This is a genomic window from Roseovarius sp. A-2 (assembly GCF_002072155.1).
GTDB lineage: Bacteria > Pseudomonadota > Alphaproteobacteria > Rhodobacterales > Rhodobacteraceae > Roseovarius.
Map to the genome: position 1 here is coordinate 1 of NZ_BDIY01000026.1, position 20,544 is coordinate 20,544.

A 20,544-nucleotide genomic window follows, 5' to 3' on the forward strand; every position below is an offset into this window, starting at 1 on the left:
TCGCTGAAATCCACGCCCGGGGTCGGTTGGCCTGGCAAGTCAGCAGTGGCTACAATCAGCGCAGCCGGGTGGAAGCGCAGATGGGGCGCTGGAAAGGTATGATCGGGCCAAAACTGCAGGCACGGTGCTTCGAAAATCAGAAGACGGAAGTCAGGATCGCCGTCAATGTTCTCAACAAAATGACCGGACTGGGCCGCCCCGAATTCGAGGCGGTCGTGTGAGGCAATTCTTGGGTAAGGGCGCGCTCCGACCTTCACCGGATACGTGCAACATGGCCTCGTGCCGTAGGTTTGCGACTTCCGCCAGCTCCAGTCGTCGATCCCGATGACCGTCGGCGCCTCGGCGGTGCCTTGAGCACACTTCTTCAGCTGCCTGAGCACCGTGTCATCGCTGACCCCAAGGCCCACACGATGCAACAACCGCTCGGCAGGCCGTCCGCCGGTCGCATGCCCAAGATGGCTGACAATCTCCCCGACAGGCGAAGTACGACGTGCAAATGAACGCGCAATCGAGGCGATTTGGTCTGAGAAAGTCCGGCGTGGGCAAGCGGGTGCCTGACATCGCCAACGGCAAATCGCGAGACCAACCGTTACCTGGTCTCCATGCGCGGGATAATCCTGCAGCCGCCGACGCCGCCAGCCGTGACGTCGGCGTGAATGCAATCCACAGTCTGGGCAAATGCCGTTGGGTGCCAAAACGCCAGATACAATCCACCCGCCGGATTCACTTCGCTCAACGCTTTGAACGGCAACATCGCTCCCGGGCGACCAGTGCTTCTTCGAACTCACAACTATCCCTCCTGAATTTTTCAGTTTCAGGATAGTTCCGCCACACAAATTGAGGCAGAGCCCCTATTTCCTCTATTCGGCGTCGAAGGTGCGCCTTTGATGTCGCAAGCTCTTCTTGGGTCAATTCTGGCCTGGGTTTCAGGCATAGGAGACGCGCTGCAACAAAGGGCTCTGCATCCTCGTGTGCGCAGTGCAGTTCTTCCGCGATACTTGAAATGAAGGCGTGGCGGTTAAGCTCTGCGCTCTGCAACCCACCCAAGGTCCGCTGGAGGAAGATGGAGGCGGATGCGATATCCTGATACCCCAACGCAGCAGCCTTTTCGAACTGTCGTGCATCGAGCTGGCCATCAAGGGCATCGAGTGCTTTGCGCAGATCACCGACCGCCTGGGCGACACCAAAGACTTCGGCCATGACCGCTTGATCGACATTTTCAAGCTCACCTGTCCTTGCGTCCAAAACTCAGTCGGCATCGGTCATATCCACCAAGGCCCCCTACCCTGCTGCGCGATCCAGAACCTCTTCGGCCCACTGGTTCAGGCTCTTGCCGGAAAGCTCGGCTGCGAGCGCGGCCTTGCGATGCACTTCGGGATCGACACGGAACATAACCTGGCCGGAAAAGGCCTTCTGCGGCTCCTTGCCGACCTTTGCGCAGGTTTCGATGTAATCTTCGACCGCTTCGTGAAAGGCATCCCGCAAAGCTTCAACCGTGTCCGCGTGAAAGCCGACACCATCGCGGATACCGGCGAGGCGTCCGGTAAAGATTCCATCATCGTCGTCATATTCGATGCGGGCCGTATAGCCTTTATAGGTCATGGAATTGGTCATGGTGTAACTCCGATCCGTTCCAAGAACGCGCGGGCGGCGCGAACTTGGTACCGTTTGGCTTCCTTGGCGGGGTGTGGACGATGAAATGTCTCGACCTCGCCATCCTTTTCGAACCGCACCCGCGAGCCGCGTCCTTCGATCACCTGTGCGCCAGCAGCGACAAGTAAACGCTCGATTGCCGACCATTCGACAGTGCCGGACACCGGGTCTGTGAAGACAACGGCTAGGGTCTGGCGGTGTTTGCTGTTCATCAGGTCATATAGCAAGTGCTAGCGAAAAATGCAAGCACACTTTATTCTCAGAGTAGGGGCAGGATGTCATCCATCATCGAGAGCTGTAGAGTTCCCACATCTGTTCGATCAGTTGGCCCTGGGTGATTCCAAGTTTTTCCGCTTCGGCCTCAATAGCCTCCCCTTCTTTGGGAAAAACCTTCGGGTGCAGCTGGTGGGTGCGAGGACTGGGTTTGCGGCCAGGCTTCTTGCGAGGGGTGCGATCAAGGAACCCCCTAGCCGCCATAATTCACCACGGTCGGATTTTTGCCTGGGGTCGTGCGGTTTGTTGCGTGCATGACCTTGATGCGCAACCGGAGTGTTCGCCCCTGGGCTGAAGGCCGGGCGTTTTCTTGTTTTGAGGGAGCAAATGAACCTTCACGGCCGTGCGACCGGCAGGGCGCTGCTGTCCGACGCCGACAACATCACCGCAGCCGGCAGCCTTCTGAAGTCACGCCTTGCGCACAGGACGTCTCGGGAAGAGATTTTCACCACCATCCATGCGCTCCGAAATCAGGGGCTTTCCTGCAGCGAGATCGGGCGGCGAACAGGGTTCCCGCGTCGCAGCATCGCGAAATGGCTGCAATTCGAGACACCACCGGACCGCAGGCGGGCAGCTTTGAAACCAACTTCGCCGTGGTACTTTGAACCGTTCCTGAGCAAAAGCTGGAAAGACGGCATTCGAACTGGAAGCGCCCTGTTCCGTCTGATCCGAGAGCGTGGTTACGAGGGGAGTCAAACGCATTTGCAGCGGCTGCTGGCGGGCTGGCGCAGAGCCGAAAAGCAAGCGAGCGACCCCAAGGTAGCGCACGAAATCCTTAAACCAGTCCGGGACCCGGAAACGGGGCACGCGATTTCCCCAGTCATCGCGGCCGCGCTGTGCATCAAACCGCGCGGCAAGCTCACCCCGGATCAGGCGCGTAAAGTCGACGCTCTCAAGACCGGCTCTCCCGCCTTCGTAACGATGCGCAGCCTCGCCATGCGGTTCAACGGTATCCTGCGCGGCCGCGAAGCAGACCCGCTTCCAGCATGGATCGACAACGCGATCGAAACCGACCTGGCGCCACTCGTGCGCTTCGCCCGCACCTTGAACCGAGACTTCGATGCGGTCAAAAACGCCATCGAGACGCCTTGGAGCAACGGCCAAGCAGAAGGTCAGATCAATCGCCTGAAGACCCTCAAACGCGCCATGTACGGCCGAGCCGGTCCAGAATTGTTGCGGGTGAGAATGTTACCGTTCCGCCACACAAATTGAGGCAGAGCCCTTTTTTGGGTGATATCGCGTAAGCTCTGTGCTCTCAGCGTTTGATGTTCGGTCGCTAGTTCCGGTGGCATCGCCAAAACACTATCAGTATCGTTGGCTTGCGATGTTATCTTGAATCAACTGTTTATAGAGGATTTGTATTTTCATTGTGACCGAACGCTGGCTGGTGCCGATGGATTTGCCGTCAATCTCGGCGACGGGGGTTTGCGCACCGAATGTGCCGGTCAGAAAGGCCTCATCTGCACCATAAGCCTCGTAAAGCGAATAGTTTTTCTCGAACACCGGAATGTCATTGGCGCGGCAAAGGTCGATCACCTTCTGCCGCGTCACCCCGTTCATGCAGTAATCCCCCGTCGAGGTCCAAACCTCGCCCCGCCGCACGATGAAGAAGTTGCAGGCGTTGGTGGTATTTACGAAACCGTGCGGATCCAGCATCAGGCCTTCGTCCGCGCCGGCCTGCTCGGCCTGCAGACAGGCAATTACGCAGTTGAGTTTTGAATGGCTGTTGTATTTCGCGTCTTGGCTCATCGGCAGCCCGCGTACCTGCGGGACGGTGGCCAGCCGGATACCTTTTTTGCGCAGGCCCTCAACGGGCTTTGAATGCTCCATGATGATGACCAGCGTGGGCCCGGTTCGGCTGAGCGAGGGATGCTGGAACGGCTTTACCTTCACGCCGCGCGTCACCATCAGGCGGCAATGGACATCCGATGTCATCCCGTTCGCTTCGGCCGTGCGGGTCAACGCATCGAGGATGCCTGCCGCATCGGTGCCGACATCCAGCGACACGGCCTTGCAGGAGTTGAAGAACCGATCCATGTGCTCGTCGAAGAACGCCCATTTGCCATCGTAGAGGCGCATGCCCTCCCACATCCCGTCGCCCAGCATGAAACCGCTGTCATAGACGGAAACCTTGGCCTCGTCGCGGTGGACGATTTCGCCGTTCACATAGATCTTGATGTCGCGGTTGCGGGCGTCTTCGTCGGCATCATGGGTCGTGATCGGCTGATCGGCTTTGGCTTGGGTCATGGTCTTTCCGGTGTATCGTGTTGGGATGAAGTCGGACATGCCGGGCGGTTCGCACACCCGGCATGTCTGCTGTTCAAGTCGCCGTCACTTGCTGAAAAGAAGCTCGCGCTGGATGGCGGGTGAGGCTTTGGGATCCAGACCAAACTCCGTCAGGAAATCAGCATACCATTTCTGCGTCTCACCCGTTTCGTACCAGAAGAAGATCGACGTATCGACCCAGTCGCGAAACGTCTTGTCCGCCTCTTTGCGCACGCCAACCGACGTGGGCGACGAGAAGGCAGGTGTCGGGATCACCAGCTGACCACGGCCCAGCTTCTTGCGTGCGGCCAGCAGCGGCGGATGAAACAGGGATACGGCATCGACACGGCCGGACTGGAATGCCGCGATGGATGCGCCATTGTCGGGGAAACGCTGGATATCCGCCAGGGGCAGGGCTTCGGTGACGAAGCTGTCCATGCTGGACCCTTGCGGCACGGCGAGTGTCACACCTTCCTTGTTGAGATCCTCCCAGGTGTCTGCGGCCAGATCTTCATTCGCCAGCACCGCCAGCGAGATATAGAGCAACGGATTGCTTGGGAAATCGATCGACATCGCGCGTTCGGGCTTGGGATCGAGTATGGGCATGAAATCGATCTTGTTGGATTGAAGCGCCGCCACTGCCGTACCCCAGGTCACCTCAACGAATTCAAGCTCCGCGCCAAGCGTTTCGGCCATCTTTTCTCCGAGGGTTACGGCAAGACCGCTGTCCCATGTTCCGGTTGCGGGGTTCTTGCTCCACCAAGGCGGAGCCTGCAACGCACCCATACGCAATTTGCCGGTTTCCTGGATCTGATCCCAGGTCGACTGGTCCTGCGCCGCGACGGGCGCGGTCGATAGCGCGGCGGCGGCGGCTATCCCCGCCATCCATGTCGCCGCATGTTTGAGCAAATGTTTCATTTTTCTACCTTTCCTGTTGGTGTTTTTGGTTATTCGGGAAGTTTGAACAGCGCATGGCCTTCCAAGAATTCCTTCATCCGCTGTGTTTGAGGATTGCGCAGCAGCGTCTGCGGCTCCCCTTCTTCGTGAATTGCCCCTTGGTCCAGGAACAATACCCGGTTGGCCACGTGATAGGCGAAGCCCAGCTCGTGTGTGACGCAGATCATCGTCATGCCTTCTTCGGCCAGTTGGCGCATGGTTTTCAAAACCTCTCCCACCAGTTCGGGATCGAGCGCCGACGTGACTTCATCGAAAAGCATCACGTCCGGGTCCATCGCCAGCGCGCGCGCGATCGCGACCCGCTGTTTCTGCCCGCCCGAAAGCCGCGATGGATATTCCGCGGCCTTGTCGGCCAGACCCACGCGGGTCAGCTGGCTCATGGATTTCTCCTGCGCTTCGGACTTGTCCCGGCCGAGGACTGTCAGCTGTCCCTCCATGACATTTTGCAGGACGGTCATATGCGGGAACAGGTTGAAATGCTGGAACACCATGCCGATGCGGGTGCGCAGCTTGCACAGATCCGCCTCCTTGTAGCGGGTCTTGCCGCCTGCGGCGGTCCCGACGGCCTCACCGTTCAGATAGACCCGGCCGCTGGTCGGTGTTTCCATGAAGTTGATGCATCGCAGCAGCGTTGACTTGCCCGATCCGCTGGATCCCAGCAGGACCATGGTTTCACCCGCGTTCACTTGCAGGTCGATCCCCTTGAGGACATCAAGAGTTCCAAAGCTCTTGTGCAGGCCTTCTACGCGGATAAGTTCGGTCATCGGTCACTCCGGTTCAAAACGCGTTCCAGTGCATATGTTCCCTGCACGACCGGGTAGAGCACCACGAAAAAGATCAGGGCGACGGCGGTGTAGGATTCAATCGGGTTGTAGTTGAGATCGGCGATCAGCTTGGCCTGAAGGAGCGTTTCGACATAGGCGACGACCGAGGCCAGAGTGGACATCTTGAAGACCTCGATGCCCCGGTTGGTCAGCGCAGGCAGCACCCGTTTCAGGGCAACGGGCAGAATGACCCGGCGCATGGTCTGGGCAAAATTCATGCCGATGGCCTTGCCGCCCTCCCACTGGCCTTTTTCGATGGATTGGATGCCGGCGCGGTAAATTTCCGCCGAGAACGCCATTGTGTTCAAGGAGATGCCAAGAGCGGCGGCCTGAAACGGAGAGGTTTCGATCCCGGTCAGAACCGGGAAGGCGTAGTAGAACCAGATGATCTGCACCAGCACGGGTGTGTTGCGGAATACCTCGACAAAGACGCGGGCAGGCCATGCGGCGACGGGATGCTTGATGTAGCGAAGGATGCCGATGATAAGCCCGCCGAACATGCCAAACGTGACCGTCACGCCAAACATCAGCAAGGTGCCCTGCAGCCCGACCCAATAGACGCGCCAGTTTTGAAAGATGGTTGCGAAGTCCCAGTTGTGATCCATCTTAACCCACCGTTCCTTCGCCAGATTTGGCAAGCCTGCGCTCCACCATGATCGACAGTTGGCTGAACCCGAAGATGAGGACGAAATAGATCAGCGCTACCACGGAATAGACCTCGAGCGGGCGGAAGGTCCGCTGCGCGAGATCGTTGGCTTGATACATCAAGTCCGTGTAGGCGATGGTCGAGACCAGCGTCGTCGTCTTCAACAGTTCGATCGAGCGTTCCATGAAGGCCGGGATCATGCGCTTGACAGCTTGCGGCAGGATCACCCGGCGCAGGCTCTGGTTGCGGTTCATCCCGATGGCCTTGGACCCCTCCCACTGACCGTGATCGATCGACTGGATGCCGCTGCGGAAAATCTCGGCGAAAAAGGCCGAAGATTGGATCGAGAACGTCACGATGGCCGCCGTAAACGGGGTCATGTTGATGCTGAACAGGATCGGGAAGGCAAAGAAGAACCAGAAAAGCTGGACCAGCGGTGGCGTGGTGCGAAAAAACTCGATGATGAATGCGGAGACCATCGACACCGGCCGCAACGTCGACAGTCGCATCAGCGCCAGGCCAAGGCCGAGCGGCACACCGAAGGCCAGCGCAAGCCCGGTGATTTTGAGGGTGTTCAACAATCCCCAAAGCAACAGGTCCATACCGCCAAGGACGGGTGCAAAATTCCATTCCATATCAGCAGACTTCCATTTGGCGCGCATGGGCGGATTGCGTTCGCGTGTGATTCCGCTCGCCCATGAATCGTGACACGCGGTAGGGGGTGATGTCGATGTTCGGGATGCTGCCGCCAATCATATCGGCCAGGATCCGGCCCGTCCGGGCGCTTCCGGTCAATCCAACATGCTGGTGCCCGAAGCCCAGATAGACACCATCGAGATCGGGCAGCTGGTCGATGATCGGGATCGAATCCGTCGGCGCGGGCCGGTGGCCCATCCAGCGGGTTTCCTTGGCAAAGCGCAGACCGGGAAGGACGCGGTCAACGCCGCGTTTCAGCGCCTCGAACGGCGCGCCCCGCCCCTTGTTGTTCAATCCGCCGAATTCGACCCCGCCAGCAGCGCGCAGACGTCCCGCCATCGGGGACAGGATGAACTTTCCGCTCGGGACCAAAGTGGGGGCTTTCGGCATGACTGACGGCTCCCAGAATTCCAGGTGGTATCCGCTTTCGGCCTCGACCGGGATTTTCACGCCGAGTTTTTTGGTCACGAGCGGGGACCACGCGCCGGCGGTGATTGCAACGGCGGATGCGTCCAGCCGCCCGCGCGGCGTGACAACCCCTGTCGCCCGGCCATTCTCATGGGCAATATCAGTCACTTCCGCGTGCAGGAAAGTGCCGCCCGAGGCGACGAAGTGGTCCCGCAGGTCGGCCAGATAGGCACCTGGATCCGTGATCTGCCCGTGATCGTGCAGGGTTGCGAGCAAATCGAAGCTATCGGGAAACAGCGGATCGCACGCGGCCCGCGCCGCGCCTTCATGCTCGGTCCAGCGGAACCCCAGATCCTTGCGGATGCTCCACCCCAGAGCATCTTTCTCGAAAGCGGCGCGATCCTTGAACAGGACGGCAAAGTCACATGGCTTGATGTGGCGGCGCGCTGGAGTGCCTTCGCTCAGCGCCAGATGATCGTCGAGACTGTTGCCGACGATGGGGGCCATCGCCGATGCGATGCGGCGAACGTCAGCCTCGTTCGCGTGCGACAGATAGCGCAAGGCCCACGGGAGCAGCTTCGGCAGGTAAGGCCAACGCACAAAGATCGGATCGGACGGGTTCAGCAGCATTTTGGGCAGTTTGCCCAAAAGCCCCGGCATCGTGACCGGCAATACCGAAGACGACGCCAACACCCCGGCATTGCCGAAGCTGGCCCGATCTCCGGGCGCGTCGGCCTTGTCGATCAACGTGACCCGGCGTCCGGCCCGTTGCAGCCAGATGGCCGTCGCAATCCCGACCATGCCGCCGCCAACCACGACGACGGGTGGTATCTGGTCCGTTGCGGGATTGCGCGGCTCACTTGGCATATGACTTATTCCAGCCGCGCTTTTTCAAGATCGGCAAAGCTGCGATCCAGCGCATCCAGCACCGGCTGCACGTCCTCCATCTGCAAACACAGAGGCGGCACCATGCGCAACACGTTTTTGAAGGTGCCGGATTTCGACAGGATCAGGCCATGCTCACGGGTCCGCTCAAACACATGGGCTGTATGTTCCGGTGCCGGTTCTTTGGTGTCGCGGTCCTTGACCAGTTCGATGGCTTGCATGAAACCACGCCCCCGCACGTCGCCGATAATCGAGTAGCGATCTTTCAGCTGCGCGAGCCCCTCGCTCAGCTTGGCACCGACCGTCTTGGCGTTGTCGATCAGGTTGTCTTCGCGGATCACGCGCAGCACGGCACGCGCCGCCGCACAGGCAACCGGGTTGGCACCGTATGTGTGGAACAGAAACTTGCCGGCCATGCACTCGGCAATCTCTTTCCTGGCGACGACAGCCCCGATCGGGATGCCATTGCCCAAGCCCTTTGCGATGACCATCATATCCGGCACGACGCCGTGATGATCGAAGCACCACATCGCGTCTCCGGTTTTGCCAAAGCCGGACTGAACTTCGTCGATAATCATCAGACCACCCGCCGCGCGGATTTTCTCGGCGGCACCCTTCATGTAGCCGGGTGGCATCGGAATGATCCCTCCGTAACCCTGAACAGGCTCGATCAGCATCGCCGCCAACTCGCCGCATGTGGAATATGCGATCGTGCGATCGATTTCGTCCAGATAGGGATCTGTCCCCGGTCCGAAGATGCCACGATACTGGTTCGGCTCTGCCGCGAACGAGATGTTCGACAGCTGCGCCACGTTGTGGCGAAACCCGTGCACACCCGTGACGGCTTGGGCACCATACGTGGCACCGTGGTAGGAATTGCGCAGCGCGACGATGTCATGGTTCCCGGTCGAGGCCCGCGCCATCATCATTGCAAGATCGATCGCTTCGGCACCCGAGTTCGTGAAGTGAACGACCCATTCATGACCGGCAGGCATGGTCGCCGCCAGCTCTTCGGCCAGATGGGCGGGTACAGGATGGTGAAACATCGTGGTGCAGTGGGTAAGCTCCTTCACCTGGTCGGTGACGGCCTCGACAACTGCCGGATGCGCGTGACCCACACTGATACACAGGTTCATGCCCAGAAGATCGGTCATCTTGTTGCCAAGCTCGTCCCAGCAATACTGCATCTTTCCGTTTTTCAGGATGAGTGGCTTTTGATAGGGCACGAATGCGCGCTGAGACGCGGCATAGTACCTGTCACGCTTTTCGATTATGGATTTCGTTGACCAATCCACATCAGGTGTCATGTCGCTCATTTTTCGCAATCCTCATTGGGTAACATAGGTCTGTGACCTGCCGTCATGGTACCGGTTGCCGGTTGATTAGACAGAGCATCACACATTCACGAGACCCTGTGCATGGACAGTTCGCGGCAATAGGCAGGACAGTTGCAAATGTTTTTCACTCGGTCGCCTGGCGGACTTCCTGCGCAATAATTTTAATCCCGTCGAGGATCGCCGCGCGCGATAAAGCCGCGAAACCGAGACGAAGTTTGCGGCTTCCCTCGGACGGGTCGCGATAAAAAACCGAACCTTCGTCGACCAGAACCCCACGGTGTTTCAGTCGCCGCGCCAGATCCGTCGTGTCGAGATCGGCCGGACCCGTCAGCCAGACACAGGTGCCACCCCGAGATACCTGCAGATCGAAGTCCGGCATGTATTCCGTCAGCGCAGACAGCATGATTTCCCAGCGCGATTTGTACCGCCGCTCCATCCGGCGCAGATGCGCGTCAAGCGCGCCGCTTGCAATGAAATGCGCCATCGAATCCTGTAGCAATATTGGCGGATGGCGCATGTTCGAACGCCGGATTGCCTTGGCCTCTCGCACGATGTCGGGATGGGCCACCATATACCCGATACGCAGTCCCGGAGCGACGCTTTTGGACAGGCTCCCCACATAGATCGTGCGGCCCGACGGGTCCAGTGATCGAATGGGCCTCTCACGGGTTTTGACAAAGTTCAGCTCCGCTTCGTAGTCGTCCTCGCAGATCAGGAAGTCATCTCGGGCCGCACGGGCGCAAAGCGCAAGCCGCCGCTGCCGCGGCATTGTGACCGTGGTCGGGAACTGGTGACTGGGGGTCGTGTAGACCAAACCCACTCCGGCTGGGATCCGATCGACGATCAATCCGCACTGATCCACCGGAACGGCGCACAACCTGTTTCCGGCAACTTCGAACGCGTTTCGCGCCTCAGGGTAGCACGGGTCTTCGATGGCGACGCTTCTTCCCACATAGGCGTTCAGCATCGCCAGCAACGAGATGGCATTCTGAGCGCCTGACGTGACCAGAATTTCATCCGGCTCGGCGCTGATTCCACGATACCCCAAAAGGCGTTGCTGCAACTGCTTGATGAGATTGGGGCTGTCTGCCTCGCCCGCGTCGCGGCTCCAGCTGGCGAGCGCCGAGGCGGCCATCGCTGCCCGCATGCTTTCGCGCCATTCCTGGATCGGAAACCATTTCGGATCGATCTGATTGTAGACGAACGGATACGGATAGCTGCTCAAATCCTTTGGGTGATCCACCTTCGCCATCTGCGACGGGCGCTGGACATGCGACATCATTTTCTCCAATGGCGAAGGCCCGGATGTTTTTTCATCTTTGCTCGCGATTGCGGCGCGTTCGCGGTCTGCAACCGCTTCGTCGACAAAATAGCCGCTGCGATCCTTCGACGTCACCAAACCGATATCGATCAACCGGCAATAGGCATCGTGAACGGTATTGCGCGACACGCCCAAATGCGCCGACAAATCCCGGCACGAGGGCAGGGGCGCGCCCCTGGGGAACAAATCCCGAGCGATCGCGGAGCTGACGAGTTCACAAACTTGATCGCGAAGACACAATGTCGAGTCTTCGGGCAGTGTCAGGAAGTGCGCTTTGAGCATCGTGGCATCCGATGTGGGCCTCAAGGAAGGTTATCCAGCTTAGATTGAGTTGCCAAGGCGGCGCTTCTATCGCATCGGAACGGCGTTGTTGCAGGGATCGTCTCCGAGCTGATATCGGTTGCGATCTGTTCTCTTGAGGGTGCTGTAGATGCCGCACAAGTTCAATGCTGATCGTCGTGACAAAATCCCGAAGCAAAAGCATCGGGTGAACAACTGGACTGAGTATAACGAAGGCCTGCGGCGACGTGGTGATCTGACTGTCTGGATCAGCGAAGAGGCGCTTGCCTTGTGGTCGGCACCACCGCGAACGACGCCTGGCGGTCAGCCTGTCTATTCGGATTTGGCGATTGAGCTTTGCCTGACCTTTGGCATGGTGTTCAAGCAGCCACTGCGCCAGACCCAAGGCTTGATGCGCTCCATCGCCGGGCTGCTGGGGATGGATATCGCGGTGCCGGACTTTTCCACTCTATCGCGCAGAGGCAATGGGTTGAGCTTGTCCGCCAGAACCGCCTCCAAGAGCCCCAAGCCGCTAAAGCTGGTCGTTGATAGCACGGGCCTGAAGATCTTCGGCGAAGGCGAATGGCTGGAGGAAAAGCATCAAACCAAGCGTAACCGGCGCTCTTGGCGCAAGCTGCACCTCGGTCTTGACCTTGTCAGCGGTCAGATCGTCTGCTCGGATCTCACCAGAGATGATGTCGGTGATCCGACCGCCCTGCCGGGCTTGCTGGATCAGGTCGATGGCCCGCTTGACCTGTTTCTGGCGGACGGCGCTTACGATGGAGAGCGAACATACGTCGTTCTTACCGCACGCTTCGGGTCAATGATCAAAGTCACGATCCCACCGCCCAAGAACGCGATCCTGAGCCCCGACACTGCCCGGAACCCGGGCATTCGTGATCGCCATATCGCCGATATACGAACGCACGGTCGGATGGCTTGGCAGAAGGCATCGGGCTACAATCAGCGCAGCCGGGGTGAAACCCTGATGGGCCGTTGGAAAACCGTCATCGGGCCCAAGCTAAAGGCGCGGTCGTTCGAAAATCAGAAAACCGAGGCCAGGATTGGCGTCCGTATTCTTAACCGCATGACCGAACTTGGCCGACCCAATTTCGAACGCACCGCCTGAAATCCGTCTCGGGTAGGGCGCGTTCCGAGTTGGAGTCGATCCGTGCAACACGGCCCAGCACCCTCAAGAGAACAGATCGCAACCGATATCAGCTCGGAGACGATCCCTGCAACAACGCCTGTGTCAACTATTGACCGGCGCTCCGATGCGAAGCTTTATGGTTGACAACACCACCTTTCTGGTGGTGCTGTATTAAAAGCCTCAACAGCGCGGCTTCTACCAGTAATCGCAGACATCAGCGCTTCAAGTGCATGGCAACAGAGCCCTTAGGTGACATAGGAGTCTCCTAGGGCTTTTTTTGTTGGAGATCAATGATGAAAGCAACGCTCGAAATCGGTATTGTGGTATCTACGTCGGGGTCTTACGGCGAGATTGGCCAAGCTATCTGTGCCGGTGCTGAGCTGGCAATTGCAGAGGTCAATGCCGATTCACGAGCCAAGGTCAGCTTGCGACCGGTTGTCATGGATCCTGGCGGTGTGCCTGCCTCTTATGCAGATGCGGCTAAGGATCTCCTGACAGGTTCGGGGCTCACCCAAGTGCTGGGTTGCTATACCTCGTCAAGCCGCAAGGAGGTACTTCCGCTTTTCGAGAAGTACGACGCACTGCTTTGGTATCCATCACATTACGAAGGGTTCGAGACCAGCGACAATGTGATCTACACCGGCGCGGCACCGAACCAACATGTCGTACCGCTGGCGCGGCATCTGCTGGACAATCACGGCAATCGCGGCTGGTTTGTCGGGTCGAATTACGTTTGGGCTTGGGAGAACAACCGCATCCTGCGGGAGTCGCTGACGGAGGTGGGCGGAACCATCTTGGGCGAGCGGTATTTTCCGGTCGGAGAAACTGATTTCAGCGCACTCGTTGAGCAGATTGTGCAGGATCGTCCTGATTTTGTGTTCAACACACTCATCGGCGAGTCTTGCTATGAATTCCTCCGGCTGCTGCGGGCAGAGGCTGTGGCGTCGGGTTTTGACCAGCCCCGTCGCCTGCCGGTTGCAAGCTGTAGCCTTTCCGAGGCGGAGTTGCCGCTGATCGGCGATGCTGCGGCGGGGCACCTGTCGTCCTCGGTCTATTTCTCGACCGTCGATTCGCCTGAAAACGCTAGATTTACGGCGCAGTGGGATGGCCGATACAGTCATCTGGGACGCGCTTGCGCTGACGGCGAGGCGGCGTATATCGCGGTGCACCTTCTGGCCATGGCGGTGGAAAAAGCGGGATCAACTGGCCTGTCCGAAGTACGCGAAGCCGCGCGCGGTCTGCGTTTTGCTGCGCCGCAGGGGCTTGTGACGGTCGATCCTGACAATCTGCATTGCAGCATGCGCCCCCGCATAGGCAGATCCACTGCGGATGGGACGTTTGAAATCCTCTGCGAAGAAAGTAGCCCGGTGCGGCCTGATCCCTATCTGGTATGGGCGAGCGCAAAGCAGAAAGATGGCCGTCTTGGCCCCGATCACCTGCGGAGCGTCTCGTGAAGGCCGCTGTCAAGACAAATTTCCGCGGCATGCGTGCGCTGGTCGTACTTGGGAACGATAGCAACCGCCTTGCGCTCGCTTCTGTGCTTGGAAAGCTTGGCTTGGACGTGCAGCTACATGACCCTCATGACGCTGGCGTGCAGACGGCGCTTGAGAAATGTGACGTGGTTCTGCTGGACGCGGATGTCAATCTCGAGGTTCTGTCCGAGCCCAATGCGCTGCCTGACGTGCCTTGCATAGCTCTTATCGGAACCGAAACACCAAGCCAACTTGCGCGCGTGGTACGACAAGGCTGCATAAGCCATATTCTGAAACCGGTTCGGAGCTCAGGGGTATTCACTGCGCTGTTACTCGCGGTGAACGAGCACGAGAAACGCCAGAAGATCGCGAGAGAAATGGCCGTTTTGCGTCAGCGCCTGGCCGGGCGGCGTGAGGTCACGGCTGCAATTCTGAAGCTGATGATGGCCGACGGCATCGACCAGGACGCGGCCTATGAAAGGTTGCGTGTCGAAGCGATGAACCGGCGCATGCCCATTGAAGAATTGGCGCGTGAATACTTGGCCTGCGACGCGCGTGCCCAGGGGGGCGGTCGGCGCCCGCGGATCAAAGCCGACGACACTGCAAAGAAACTATCCACCAACAGGAGACTTAGACAATGAAAAAAAATCCCAATCGCCATCTCATGACCGCGATGCTGATAAGTACCTGCATCGCGGCGCTGCCCGCACTGGCTCAGGACGGCCCGATCAAGATCGGCGTTCTGGAGGACCAGTCGGGCGATTTCGCCGCCGCGACCAATGTCAAAGTCCATGCGATCGAACTGGCCACGAAGGAGATCAACGATGCTGGTGGTATCGATGGACGAACGATCGAACTGGTGATCTACGACACCCAGTCGGACAACCGGCGGTATCAGGAGTTCATGCGTCGCGTGCTGCAACAGGACCAAGTGGACGTGGTCTTCGCCGGTTTCTCATCTGCCTCACGCGAGGCGTACCGCCCTATCGTCAACCAGTTTGACGGCCTGGCCTTCTACAACAATCAGTACGAGGGAGGCGTCTGCGATGCCAACATGATCGTCACTGGCGCGGTGCCGGAACAACAGTTCTCCACCCTCATCCCATGGATGATGGAAGAATACGGACCGAACGTCTACACGCTGGCTGCGGATTACAACTTCGGCCAGATCTCGGCAGAATGGGTCCGCCAGATCGTCGACGAGCAAGGCGGCAACATGGTCGGCGAGGAGTTCATTCCGCTGGGCGTGTCGCAGTTCTCACAGACAATCCAGAACATCCAGGAAAGCGACGCCGATTTCGTCGTCACGCTCCTCGTGGGTGCGGCGCAGGCCTCCTATTATGAACAGGCCAACTCGTCGAATGTGGACCTGCCGATGGCGTCATCGGTCAATGTCGGGCAGGGGTATGAGCACAAGCGCTTCACGCCGCCGAGCCTTGCGCAGATGCACGTGACCACGAACTACATTGAGGAGATCGACACGCCTGCGTCCAACGATTTCGTCGAGCGCTTCCGAGCGATGTTCCCGGACGAGCCTTACATCAACCAGGAAGCTGCAAATTCCTATATTGGGATCAACCTCTACAAGCAGATGGTGGAACGCGCGGGAAGCACCGACCATGACGAGATCCGCGCCGTGCTGGGCGAAGGTGATGTGTGCTTTGACGGGCCGTCCGGTAACGTGTGCCTCGATCCGCAAAGTCAGCACATGTCGCATACGATCTACCTAGCCAAGGTCGAGGAAGATCATTCGATCAGTTTCCCGGAAGTTTGGGAAAACATCGAACCTTACTGGCTGGGCGATGCGGGCTGTGATCTGACGCAGAACGACCCGAGTGCGCAGTACACGCCGTCAAACCCGCCGCCGGCGCAGTGAAACACTGACGCACGCATCCCGGCGGGGCAAGAACCCCGCCGGGCCCCATACTTTACGACAACAGGGAGCGCGTTTCGTGGAGTTCTTCCCGGCGAGTTTTTCCATCTTCTACCAATTCGGCAATGCCTTCGCCTTCCTTGTCATCTCCTGCGCCGGGCTTGCGGTGATCTTCGGGATGATGGGGATAATCAACCTTGCACATGGTGAATTCATCATGTGTGGAGCCTATGTGACGGCCTCAACCGCGCGGGCTGGTTTGCCGCTGCCATTGGCGATCCTCTGTGGAACGCTGACGGCGGCACTGGTTGGGATGGTGCTGGAGCGCACGATCATCCGCCACCTCTATCACCGCCCACTGGACTCCATTATCGCCACGTGGGGTATCAGCCTGATCGCCACGCAGGCGGTGCTGATCCTGCTGGGGCCGACAATGTCAGGAACAGGCACGCCATTGGGCAGCATGGAGGTGGGCGAGCGGTCCTATTCGATCTACCGGCTGGCACTGTTCGCCTCTGCCGTCGGGCTGCTGGGCGGGCTGTACCTGCTGTTCTACCGGACCCGGTTCGGGGTTATCGCCCGTGCAACGATCCAGCGCCCGGAGATGGCGCGGGCGCTCGGCGTTGATACACGGCGCGTCTATGGACTGACCTTTGGGCTTGGCGCGGGACTCGCAGGGCTGGCGGGTGGGCTGTACGCCCCCACGATGACCATGGTGCCGACGATGGGCGCGACCTTTATCGTTGAAAGTTTCGTGACCGTGGTCGTTGGCGGTGCCGATATCTTCGTTGGCGCTGCACCGGCAGCGGCAATTCTGGCGGTTATCAAGGCCGCGCTGACGGCATGGTACGGGCAGCTCTTCGGGCAGATCGGGTTGCTGGTCGCCGTGATCGTGGTGATCCGGGTCATGCCCGGCGGCCTTTCGGCCTTCATCAAAAGGTGGCAGCGATGAATCCTATCGAGCTTCCTGATGCGTCCAAAGCACCCGCCCGGCGCGGACTGAAACTGTGGCTGTCGCGGCTGGAAGGGCCGCAGACCATGGGGCGCGGCCCAGTCTTCTGGGCTGTGGTGGTACTGGCCGTGCTGGCTGCCGTATCCTACCCGGCCTTCGCAAATGACTACGTTGTAGGTAACGCGGCATATTTCTTCGTTTGGACCTTCATGGCCATGGGCCTTGGTGTCGTCTGGGGGTATTGTGGTGCTCTGAGTTTCGGGCAGACTGCATTCTTCGGATTGGCCGGTTATGCGTATGGCGTGATCACGATCAATATTGGGTCGGCGTTTGGCGCGACCTGGCTTGCGCTGCTGCTGGCCGTCGCGCTTGGTGGTGTTTTTGCGCTGCTCATTGGCTATTTCATGTTTTACGGTCGGATCAAGGGCGTGTTCGTTGGTATCGTAACGCTGTCAGTCACCTTGGTGCTTGAGACATTCATGGCGCAGACTGCCGGGCCACAATGGCGCATCGGGGACGCCCGGCTGAACGGATTCAACGGCATGTCGGGAATGCCGCCGCTGACGGTGCCGTGGCCCGGCGGGGACATCATGCTCTACTCCGGCACGGCGCTTTACTATGTATTGTTGGGCATGGTGGTGCTTTGTTATCTGGGCCTGCGGGTGCTGCTGAACGCCCCCTTTGGCAACGTGCTGGTGGCGATCCGCGAAAATCCTGAGCGGGCCGAGATGCTGGGCTACGACATCCGGCTTTACCAGATGCTGGCCTTCGGACTGGGCGGGGCACTGGCCGGGCTCTCGGGTGCGCTTTACACAGCCTGGGGGCAATACATCACACCCTCCAGCATGGGCCTGACAGCCGCAGCGCTGCCCATCGTGTGGGTAGCTGTCGGGGGGCGGCGCGATATTACCGCGACTCTGCTGGGCTGCCTGCTGGTGATCGCGGGTTTCCAGTCGCTGACGATCTATGGCAGCCAGTATGCACTTGTTGTGATGGGCGCGTTGCTGGTTTTCACCGTTCTGGTCACGCCGGACGGCCTTGTGTTCACGGCGATCAACCGGATGGGCCGTCTTTTCAAGAGGGTGCGTCGATGACCCGCATTCTTGAAGTGGCCAAGCTGAACAAGAGTTTCGGCGGCGTGACTGTCGCTCGCGATATCGATTTCGTGTTGGAGGCGGGCGCGATGCATTGCCTGATAGGGCCGAACGGGGCTGGCAAGTCGTCGTTCTTTCGCCTCTTGCTGGGTGAACATGCACCCGATAGCGGGACGATCGGCTTTGCGGGTGATGACATCACAGCGTTGCGATCGTTCCAGCGCATCCGCAAGGGGATCAGCGTCAAGTTCCAAGTGCCGGGGATATTCAAGGCGCTGAGCGTCCGCCAGAACCTGGAGATCGCGTTCCAGTACCACCTGCACGGGGCAAGCCTTGGTGAGACCGTGCGCCGGGTGCTGGAGTTCACAAACCTGACCGGCGAGATCCATACGCCCGCGGGAGTGTTATCTCATGGTCAGCAGCAATGGCTGGAGATCGGCATGGCTGTCGGGGTGGAGCCAAAGCTGCTGCTACTGGACGAGCCTACGGCCGGCATGTCGCCCGATGAAACCCGCAAGACCGGCGAGATGCTGCATGAGCTCAATGCGCGCGGCATAACGATTCTGGCGGTGGAACACGACATGGCCTTCGTGCAGCAGATCGCCCGCAGTGTCACCGTGCTGCACATGGGCGCCATTTTCGCTGAGGGCGACATCGATGAGATTACCGCCCATCCTGGGGTTCAGGAAATTTATCTGGGGGCCGCAGATGACTGACACAACGCTTCTGAGCGTAGAGGGCCTGTGCGGCGGCTATGGCGGCGAGCAGGTCCTGCAGGGCGTCGACCTGAGCCTGGACGCGGGCGAAATCGTGGCCGTCATCGGCCGCAACGGCGTGGGCAAGAGCACGCTGATGCGTACGCTAACCGGGCTTCTGTCGTCCAGCGCGGGCACGATCCGGCTTGCAGGCGCGGACGTCTCGCGCGAGCCGGCCAACAAGCGCGCCCTGCGCGGCATCGGATATATCCCGCAAGGGCGCGAGGTTTTTCCCGAACTGACAGTGCGCGAGAACCTGATGGTCGGAGAAGTGGCGGGTCAGGGCCGTACGGCGCCCGATTACGACATGATCCACCGGTTCTTTCCGATCCTGAAGGAACGTGCGCACCAGCGCGCCGGCACCTTGTCGGGTGGGCAGCAGCAACAGCTTGCCATCGCACGCGCGATGATCGGACAGCCGAGCATGATGCTGCTGGATGAGCCGTCCGAGGGCATCCAGCCGTCGATCATCAATGACATCTCTCGCAATGTGCGCGAGTTGAACGCGAGTACCGGGGTCGCGGTGCTGCTGGTCGAACAGAACCTCGATCTGATCGTGTCGATGGCGCAGCGCGGCTACGTCATGGAAAAGGGCCGGATCGTGGCAAGCCTCGGCCCGGACGAGATCATCTCGCGCGATGCGGTGCGGCGTTATCTGACTATCTGAGTACCCTTAACAGAAGACTTGAAGGAGCAAGAACATGAGCTGGCTGGAAACTTCGATCATGGGCCGCAAGGGCGTTGCAAAAGGCAAGGCTGGCGATACCCACAAGATCACCATCGCCGACCAAGGCATCTTTCACTATGTCTACGGCCCCTATGCCGATCCTGTGCTACAGGTCGAACCCGGCGCAGTGGTTACGGTGGAAACCCATGATGCATTCGAGGGCAAGATCACGAAGGAAACCGACACACCGTCGGAGATCCTGAATTTTCCTTATCTCAACCCGCAGACCGGGCCTATCCATGTTAAGGGAGCGGAAAAAGGCGATGCGCTGGCGGTGCGGATCTTGTCGATCACGCCACGCGGGGAACAGCCGGTGGGCACCACATGCCTGATTCCGGAATTCGGTGGGCTGGTCGGCACCAGCAACACCGCAATGCTTAATGCGCCTCTGGCCGAGCGGGTGAAGAAGATCAACGTCGACACTGATGGCGTCTACTGGTCCGACAAGGTCACGCTACCCTATGAGCCATTCATCGGGACTATCGGCACTTCGCCCGAGATTGAGGCAATCTCGTCTCTCCAGCCAGATTACTATGGCGGAAATATGGATTTACCGGATGTCGGTCCCGGTGCGATCATCTATTTGCCAGTGAACAAGGCCGGCGGCTTGCTTTACCTAGGCGACTGCCACGCGATCCAGGGCGATGGCGAGCTTTGTGGCGTGGCACTGGAGATCCCCTCGACGGTAGAATTGCAGATCGACCTGATCAAGGGGCACGGCAACTCTTGGCCACAGCTGGAAACAGAGGAGATGATGATGTTCATTGGCTCTGCACGGCCGCTGGAGGACGCCTCGCGCATCGCCTATCGTGAACTGGTGCGCTGGCTGGCGGCGGAAACGGGCCAGAGCGAGACCGACGCGTATATGTTGCTGACGATGTGCGGCAAGGTGCGACTGGGGAATATGGTCGATCCGAAATACTCAGTCGGTGCGTCCATCGCGAAACGGTACGTGAAATAACGACAAGGATTATCTG

General features: G+C 59.3%; 20 protein-coding genes and 3 pseudogenes. 11 read left to right on the top strand and 12 right to left on the bottom strand.

From position 1 onward, the window contains the following. Positions 1 to 221 (top strand): annotated as a pseudogene (locus BHD06_RS19705) (IS5/IS1182 family transposase); the annotation flags it as partial. A 390-nt stretch (positions 222 to 611) separates the two neighbouring features. Here BHD06_RS19705 and BHD06_RS24835 read toward each other — a convergent pair. The 4 genes and pseudogenes from BHD06_RS24835 to BHD06_RS19725 form a co-directional block, all read right to left on the bottom strand. Then, a pseudogene (locus BHD06_RS24835) lies at positions 612 to 788 on the bottom strand (hypothetical protein); the annotation flags it as partial. Beyond that, a complete protein-coding gene (locus BHD06_RS19715; protein ID WP_080458687.1) occupies positions 733 to 1,200 on the bottom strand; it encodes a hypothetical protein in 468 nt (155 codons plus the stop codon). The gene BHD06_RS19715 and the pseudogene BHD06_RS24835, both read right to left, overlap by 56 nt. An 81-nt stretch (positions 1,201 to 1,281) precedes the next feature. Next, positions 1,282 to 1,614, bottom strand: a complete 333-nt coding sequence (locus tag BHD06_RS19720) for a type II toxin-antitoxin system HicB family antitoxin (protein WP_080458688.1) — start codon at positions 1,612 to 1,614, stop codon at positions 1,282 to 1,284. Further along, complete coding sequence (locus BHD06_RS19725; RefSeq protein WP_080458689.1) at positions 1,611 to 1,865, bottom strand: type II toxin-antitoxin system HicA family toxin; 255 nt, start codon at positions 1,863 to 1,865, stop codon at positions 1,611 to 1,613. The genes BHD06_RS19720 and BHD06_RS19725 overlap by 4 nt, the downstream gene beginning before the upstream one ends. Before the next feature lie 376 nt (positions 1,866 to 2,241). Here BHD06_RS19725 and BHD06_RS19735 point away from each other — a divergent pair. After that, positions 2,242 to 3,138, top strand: a pseudogene (locus tag BHD06_RS19735) (transposase); the annotation flags it as partial. A 93-nt stretch (positions 3,139 to 3,231) separates the two neighbouring features. On the opposite strand, the gene BHD06_RS19740 reads toward BHD06_RS19735, so the two are convergent. The 8 genes from BHD06_RS19740 to BHD06_RS19775 form a co-directional block, all read right to left on the bottom strand. Further along, positions 3,232 to 4,173: an aminotransferase class IV gene (locus tag BHD06_RS19740; RefSeq protein ID WP_080458691.1), complete on the bottom strand. Its 942-nt coding sequence runs from the start codon at positions 4,171 to 4,173 to the stop codon at positions 3,232 to 3,234. Between the two features lie 84 nt (positions 4,174 to 4,257). After that, positions 4,258 to 5,109, bottom strand: coding sequence for a transporter substrate-binding domain-containing protein (locus tag BHD06_RS19745; RefSeq protein ID WP_080458692.1), 852 nt, complete (start codon positions 5,107 to 5,109; stop codon positions 4,258 to 4,260). 29 nt (positions 5,110 to 5,138) lie between these two features. After that, entirely contained in the window at positions 5,139 to 5,912 is a 774-nt protein-coding gene (locus BHD06_RS19750) for an amino acid ABC transporter ATP-binding protein (protein WP_080458693.1), read from the bottom strand. Continuing rightward, complete coding sequence (locus tag BHD06_RS19755) at positions 5,909 to 6,577, bottom strand: amino acid ABC transporter permease (RefSeq protein WP_080458694.1); 669 nt, start codon at positions 6,575 to 6,577, stop codon at positions 5,909 to 5,911. The genes BHD06_RS19750 and BHD06_RS19755 overlap by 4 nt, the downstream gene beginning before the upstream one ends. A gap of 1 nt (position 6,578) precedes the next feature. After that, entirely contained in the window at positions 6,579 to 7,253 is a 675-nt protein-coding gene (locus tag BHD06_RS19760; protein ID WP_080458695.1) for an amino acid ABC transporter permease, read from the bottom strand. 1 nt (position 7,254) lies between these two features. Beyond that, the gene (locus BHD06_RS19765) at positions 7,255 to 8,589 is read right to left on the bottom strand and encodes an FAD-binding oxidoreductase (RefSeq protein ID WP_080458696.1); all 1,335 of its coding nucleotides are present in this window, start codon (positions 8,587 to 8,589) and stop codon (positions 7,255 to 7,257) included. Between the two features lie 5 nt (positions 8,590 to 8,594). Next, a complete protein-coding gene (locus BHD06_RS19770) occupies positions 8,595 to 9,923 on the bottom strand; it encodes an aspartate aminotransferase family protein (protein ID WP_080458697.1) in 1,329 nt (442 codons plus the stop codon). Between the two features lie 145 nt (positions 9,924 to 10,068). Next, entirely contained in the window at positions 10,069 to 11,547 is a 1,479-nt protein-coding gene (locus tag BHD06_RS19775; RefSeq protein WP_080458698.1) for a PLP-dependent aminotransferase family protein, read from the bottom strand. Between the two features lie 148 nt (positions 11,548 to 11,695). Here BHD06_RS19775 and BHD06_RS19780 point away from each other — a divergent pair, with 148 nt between their 5' ends. The 9 genes from BHD06_RS19780 (at position 11,696) to BHD06_RS19820 (ending at position 20,528) form a co-directional block, all read left to right on the top strand. Then, positions 11,696 to 12,673 (top strand): IS5 family transposase, encoded by a 978-nt coding sequence (locus tag BHD06_RS19780; protein ID WP_080458699.1) that lies wholly within the window; start codon positions 11,696 to 11,698, stop codon positions 12,671 to 12,673. Between the two features lie 314 nt (positions 12,674 to 12,987). Next, entirely contained in the window at positions 12,988 to 14,148 is a 1,161-nt protein-coding gene (locus BHD06_RS19785) for a transporter substrate-binding domain-containing protein (RefSeq protein ID WP_254892496.1), read from the top strand. After that, the gene (locus BHD06_RS19790) at positions 14,145 to 14,807 is read left to right on the top strand and encodes an ANTAR domain-containing response regulator (RefSeq protein ID WP_176214417.1); all 663 of its coding nucleotides are present in this window, start codon (positions 14,145 to 14,147) and stop codon (positions 14,805 to 14,807) included. The genes BHD06_RS19785 and BHD06_RS19790 overlap by 4 nt, the downstream gene beginning before the upstream one ends. After that, on the top strand, positions 14,804 to 16,042 hold the full coding sequence (locus BHD06_RS19795; protein ID WP_080458702.1) for an urea ABC transporter substrate-binding protein: 1,239 nt from the start codon (positions 14,804 to 14,806) through the stop codon (positions 16,040 to 16,042). Before BHD06_RS19790 ends, BHD06_RS19795 begins: the two co-directional genes overlap by 4 nt. Before the next feature lie 76 nt (positions 16,043 to 16,118). Next, positions 16,119 to 16,991, top strand: coding sequence for a branched-chain amino acid ABC transporter permease (locus tag BHD06_RS19800; RefSeq protein WP_080458703.1), 873 nt, complete (start codon positions 16,119 to 16,121; stop codon positions 16,989 to 16,991). Then, positions 16,988 to 18,085, top strand: coding sequence for an ABC transporter permease (locus BHD06_RS19805; protein WP_080458704.1), 1,098 nt, complete (start codon positions 16,988 to 16,990; stop codon positions 18,083 to 18,085). The genes BHD06_RS19800 and BHD06_RS19805 overlap by 4 nt, the downstream gene beginning before the upstream one ends. Further along, on the top strand, positions 18,082 to 18,801 hold the full coding sequence (locus BHD06_RS19810) for an ABC transporter ATP-binding protein (RefSeq protein WP_080458705.1): 720 nt from the start codon (positions 18,082 to 18,084) through the stop codon (positions 18,799 to 18,801). Before BHD06_RS19805 ends, BHD06_RS19810 begins: the two co-directional genes overlap by 4 nt. Then, positions 18,794 to 19,507, top strand: coding sequence for an ABC transporter ATP-binding protein (locus BHD06_RS19815; RefSeq protein WP_080458706.1), 714 nt, complete (start codon positions 18,794 to 18,796; stop codon positions 19,505 to 19,507). Before BHD06_RS19810 ends, BHD06_RS19815 begins: the two co-directional genes overlap by 8 nt. 58 nt (positions 19,508 to 19,565) lie before the next feature. After that, positions 19,566 to 20,528: an acetamidase/formamidase family protein gene (locus BHD06_RS19820; protein WP_254892497.1), complete on the top strand. Its 963-nt coding sequence runs from the start codon at positions 19,566 to 19,568 to the stop codon at positions 20,526 to 20,528. Positions 20,529 to 20,544 lie beyond the last annotated feature (16 nt).

Coding starts and splice junctions, on each gene's coding strand:
- BHD06_RS19715 (WP_080458687.1), bottom strand. CDS start 1,200: ATGGCCGAAGTCTTTGGTGTCGCCCAGGCGGTCGGTGATCTGCGCAAA.
- BHD06_RS19720 (WP_080458688.1), bottom strand. CDS start 1,614: ATGACCAATTCCATGACCTATAAAGGCTATACGGCCCGCATCGAATAT.
- BHD06_RS19725 (WP_080458689.1), bottom strand. CDS start 1,865: ATGAACAGCAAACACCGCCAGACCCTAGCCGTTGTCTTCACAGACCCG.
- BHD06_RS19740 (WP_080458691.1), bottom strand. CDS start 4,173: ATGACCCAAGCCAAAGCCGATCAGCCGATCACGACCCATGATGCCGAC.
- BHD06_RS19745 (WP_080458692.1), bottom strand. CDS start 5,109: ATGAAACATTTGCTCAAACATGCGGCGACATGGATGGCGGGGATAGCC.
- BHD06_RS19750 (WP_080458693.1), bottom strand. CDS start 5,912: ATGACCGAACTTATCCGCGTAGAAGGCCTGCACAAGAGCTTTGGAACT.
- BHD06_RS19755 (WP_080458694.1), bottom strand. CDS start 6,577: ATGGATCACAACTGGGACTTCGCAACCATCTTTCAAAACTGGCGCGTC.
- BHD06_RS19760 (WP_080458695.1), bottom strand. CDS start 7,253: ATGGAATGGAATTTTGCACCCGTCCTTGGCGGTATGGACCTGTTGCTT.
- BHD06_RS19765 (WP_080458696.1), bottom strand. CDS start 8,589: ATGCCAAGTGAGCCGCGCAATCCCGCAACGGACCAGATACCACCCGTC.
- BHD06_RS19770 (WP_080458697.1), bottom strand. CDS start 9,923: ATGAGCGACATGACACCTGATGTGGATTGGTCAACGAAATCCATAATC.
- BHD06_RS19775 (WP_080458698.1), bottom strand. CDS start 11,547: ATGCTCAAAGCGCACTTCCTGACACTGCCCGAAGACTCGACATTGTGT.
- BHD06_RS19780 (WP_080458699.1), top strand. CDS start 11,696: ATGCCGCACAAGTTCAATGCTGATCGTCGTGACAAAATCCCGAAGCAA.
- BHD06_RS19785 (WP_254892496.1), top strand. CDS start 12,988: ATGAAAGCAACGCTCGAAATCGGTATTGTGGTATCTACGTCGGGGTCT.
- BHD06_RS19795 (WP_080458702.1), top strand. CDS start 14,804: ATGAAAAAAAATCCCAATCGCCATCTCATGACCGCGATGCTGATAAGT.
- BHD06_RS19805 (WP_080458704.1), top strand. CDS start 16,988: ATGAATCCTATCGAGCTTCCTGATGCGTCCAAAGCACCCGCCCGGCGC.
- BHD06_RS19810 (WP_080458705.1), top strand. CDS start 18,082: ATGACCCGCATTCTTGAAGTGGCCAAGCTGAACAAGAGTTTCGGCGGC.
- BHD06_RS19815 (WP_080458706.1), top strand. CDS start 18,794: ATGACTGACACAACGCTTCTGAGCGTAGAGGGCCTGTGCGGCGGCTAT.
- BHD06_RS19820 (WP_254892497.1), top strand. CDS start 19,566: ATGGGCCGCAAGGGCGTTGCAAAAGGCAAGGCTGGCGATACCCACAAG.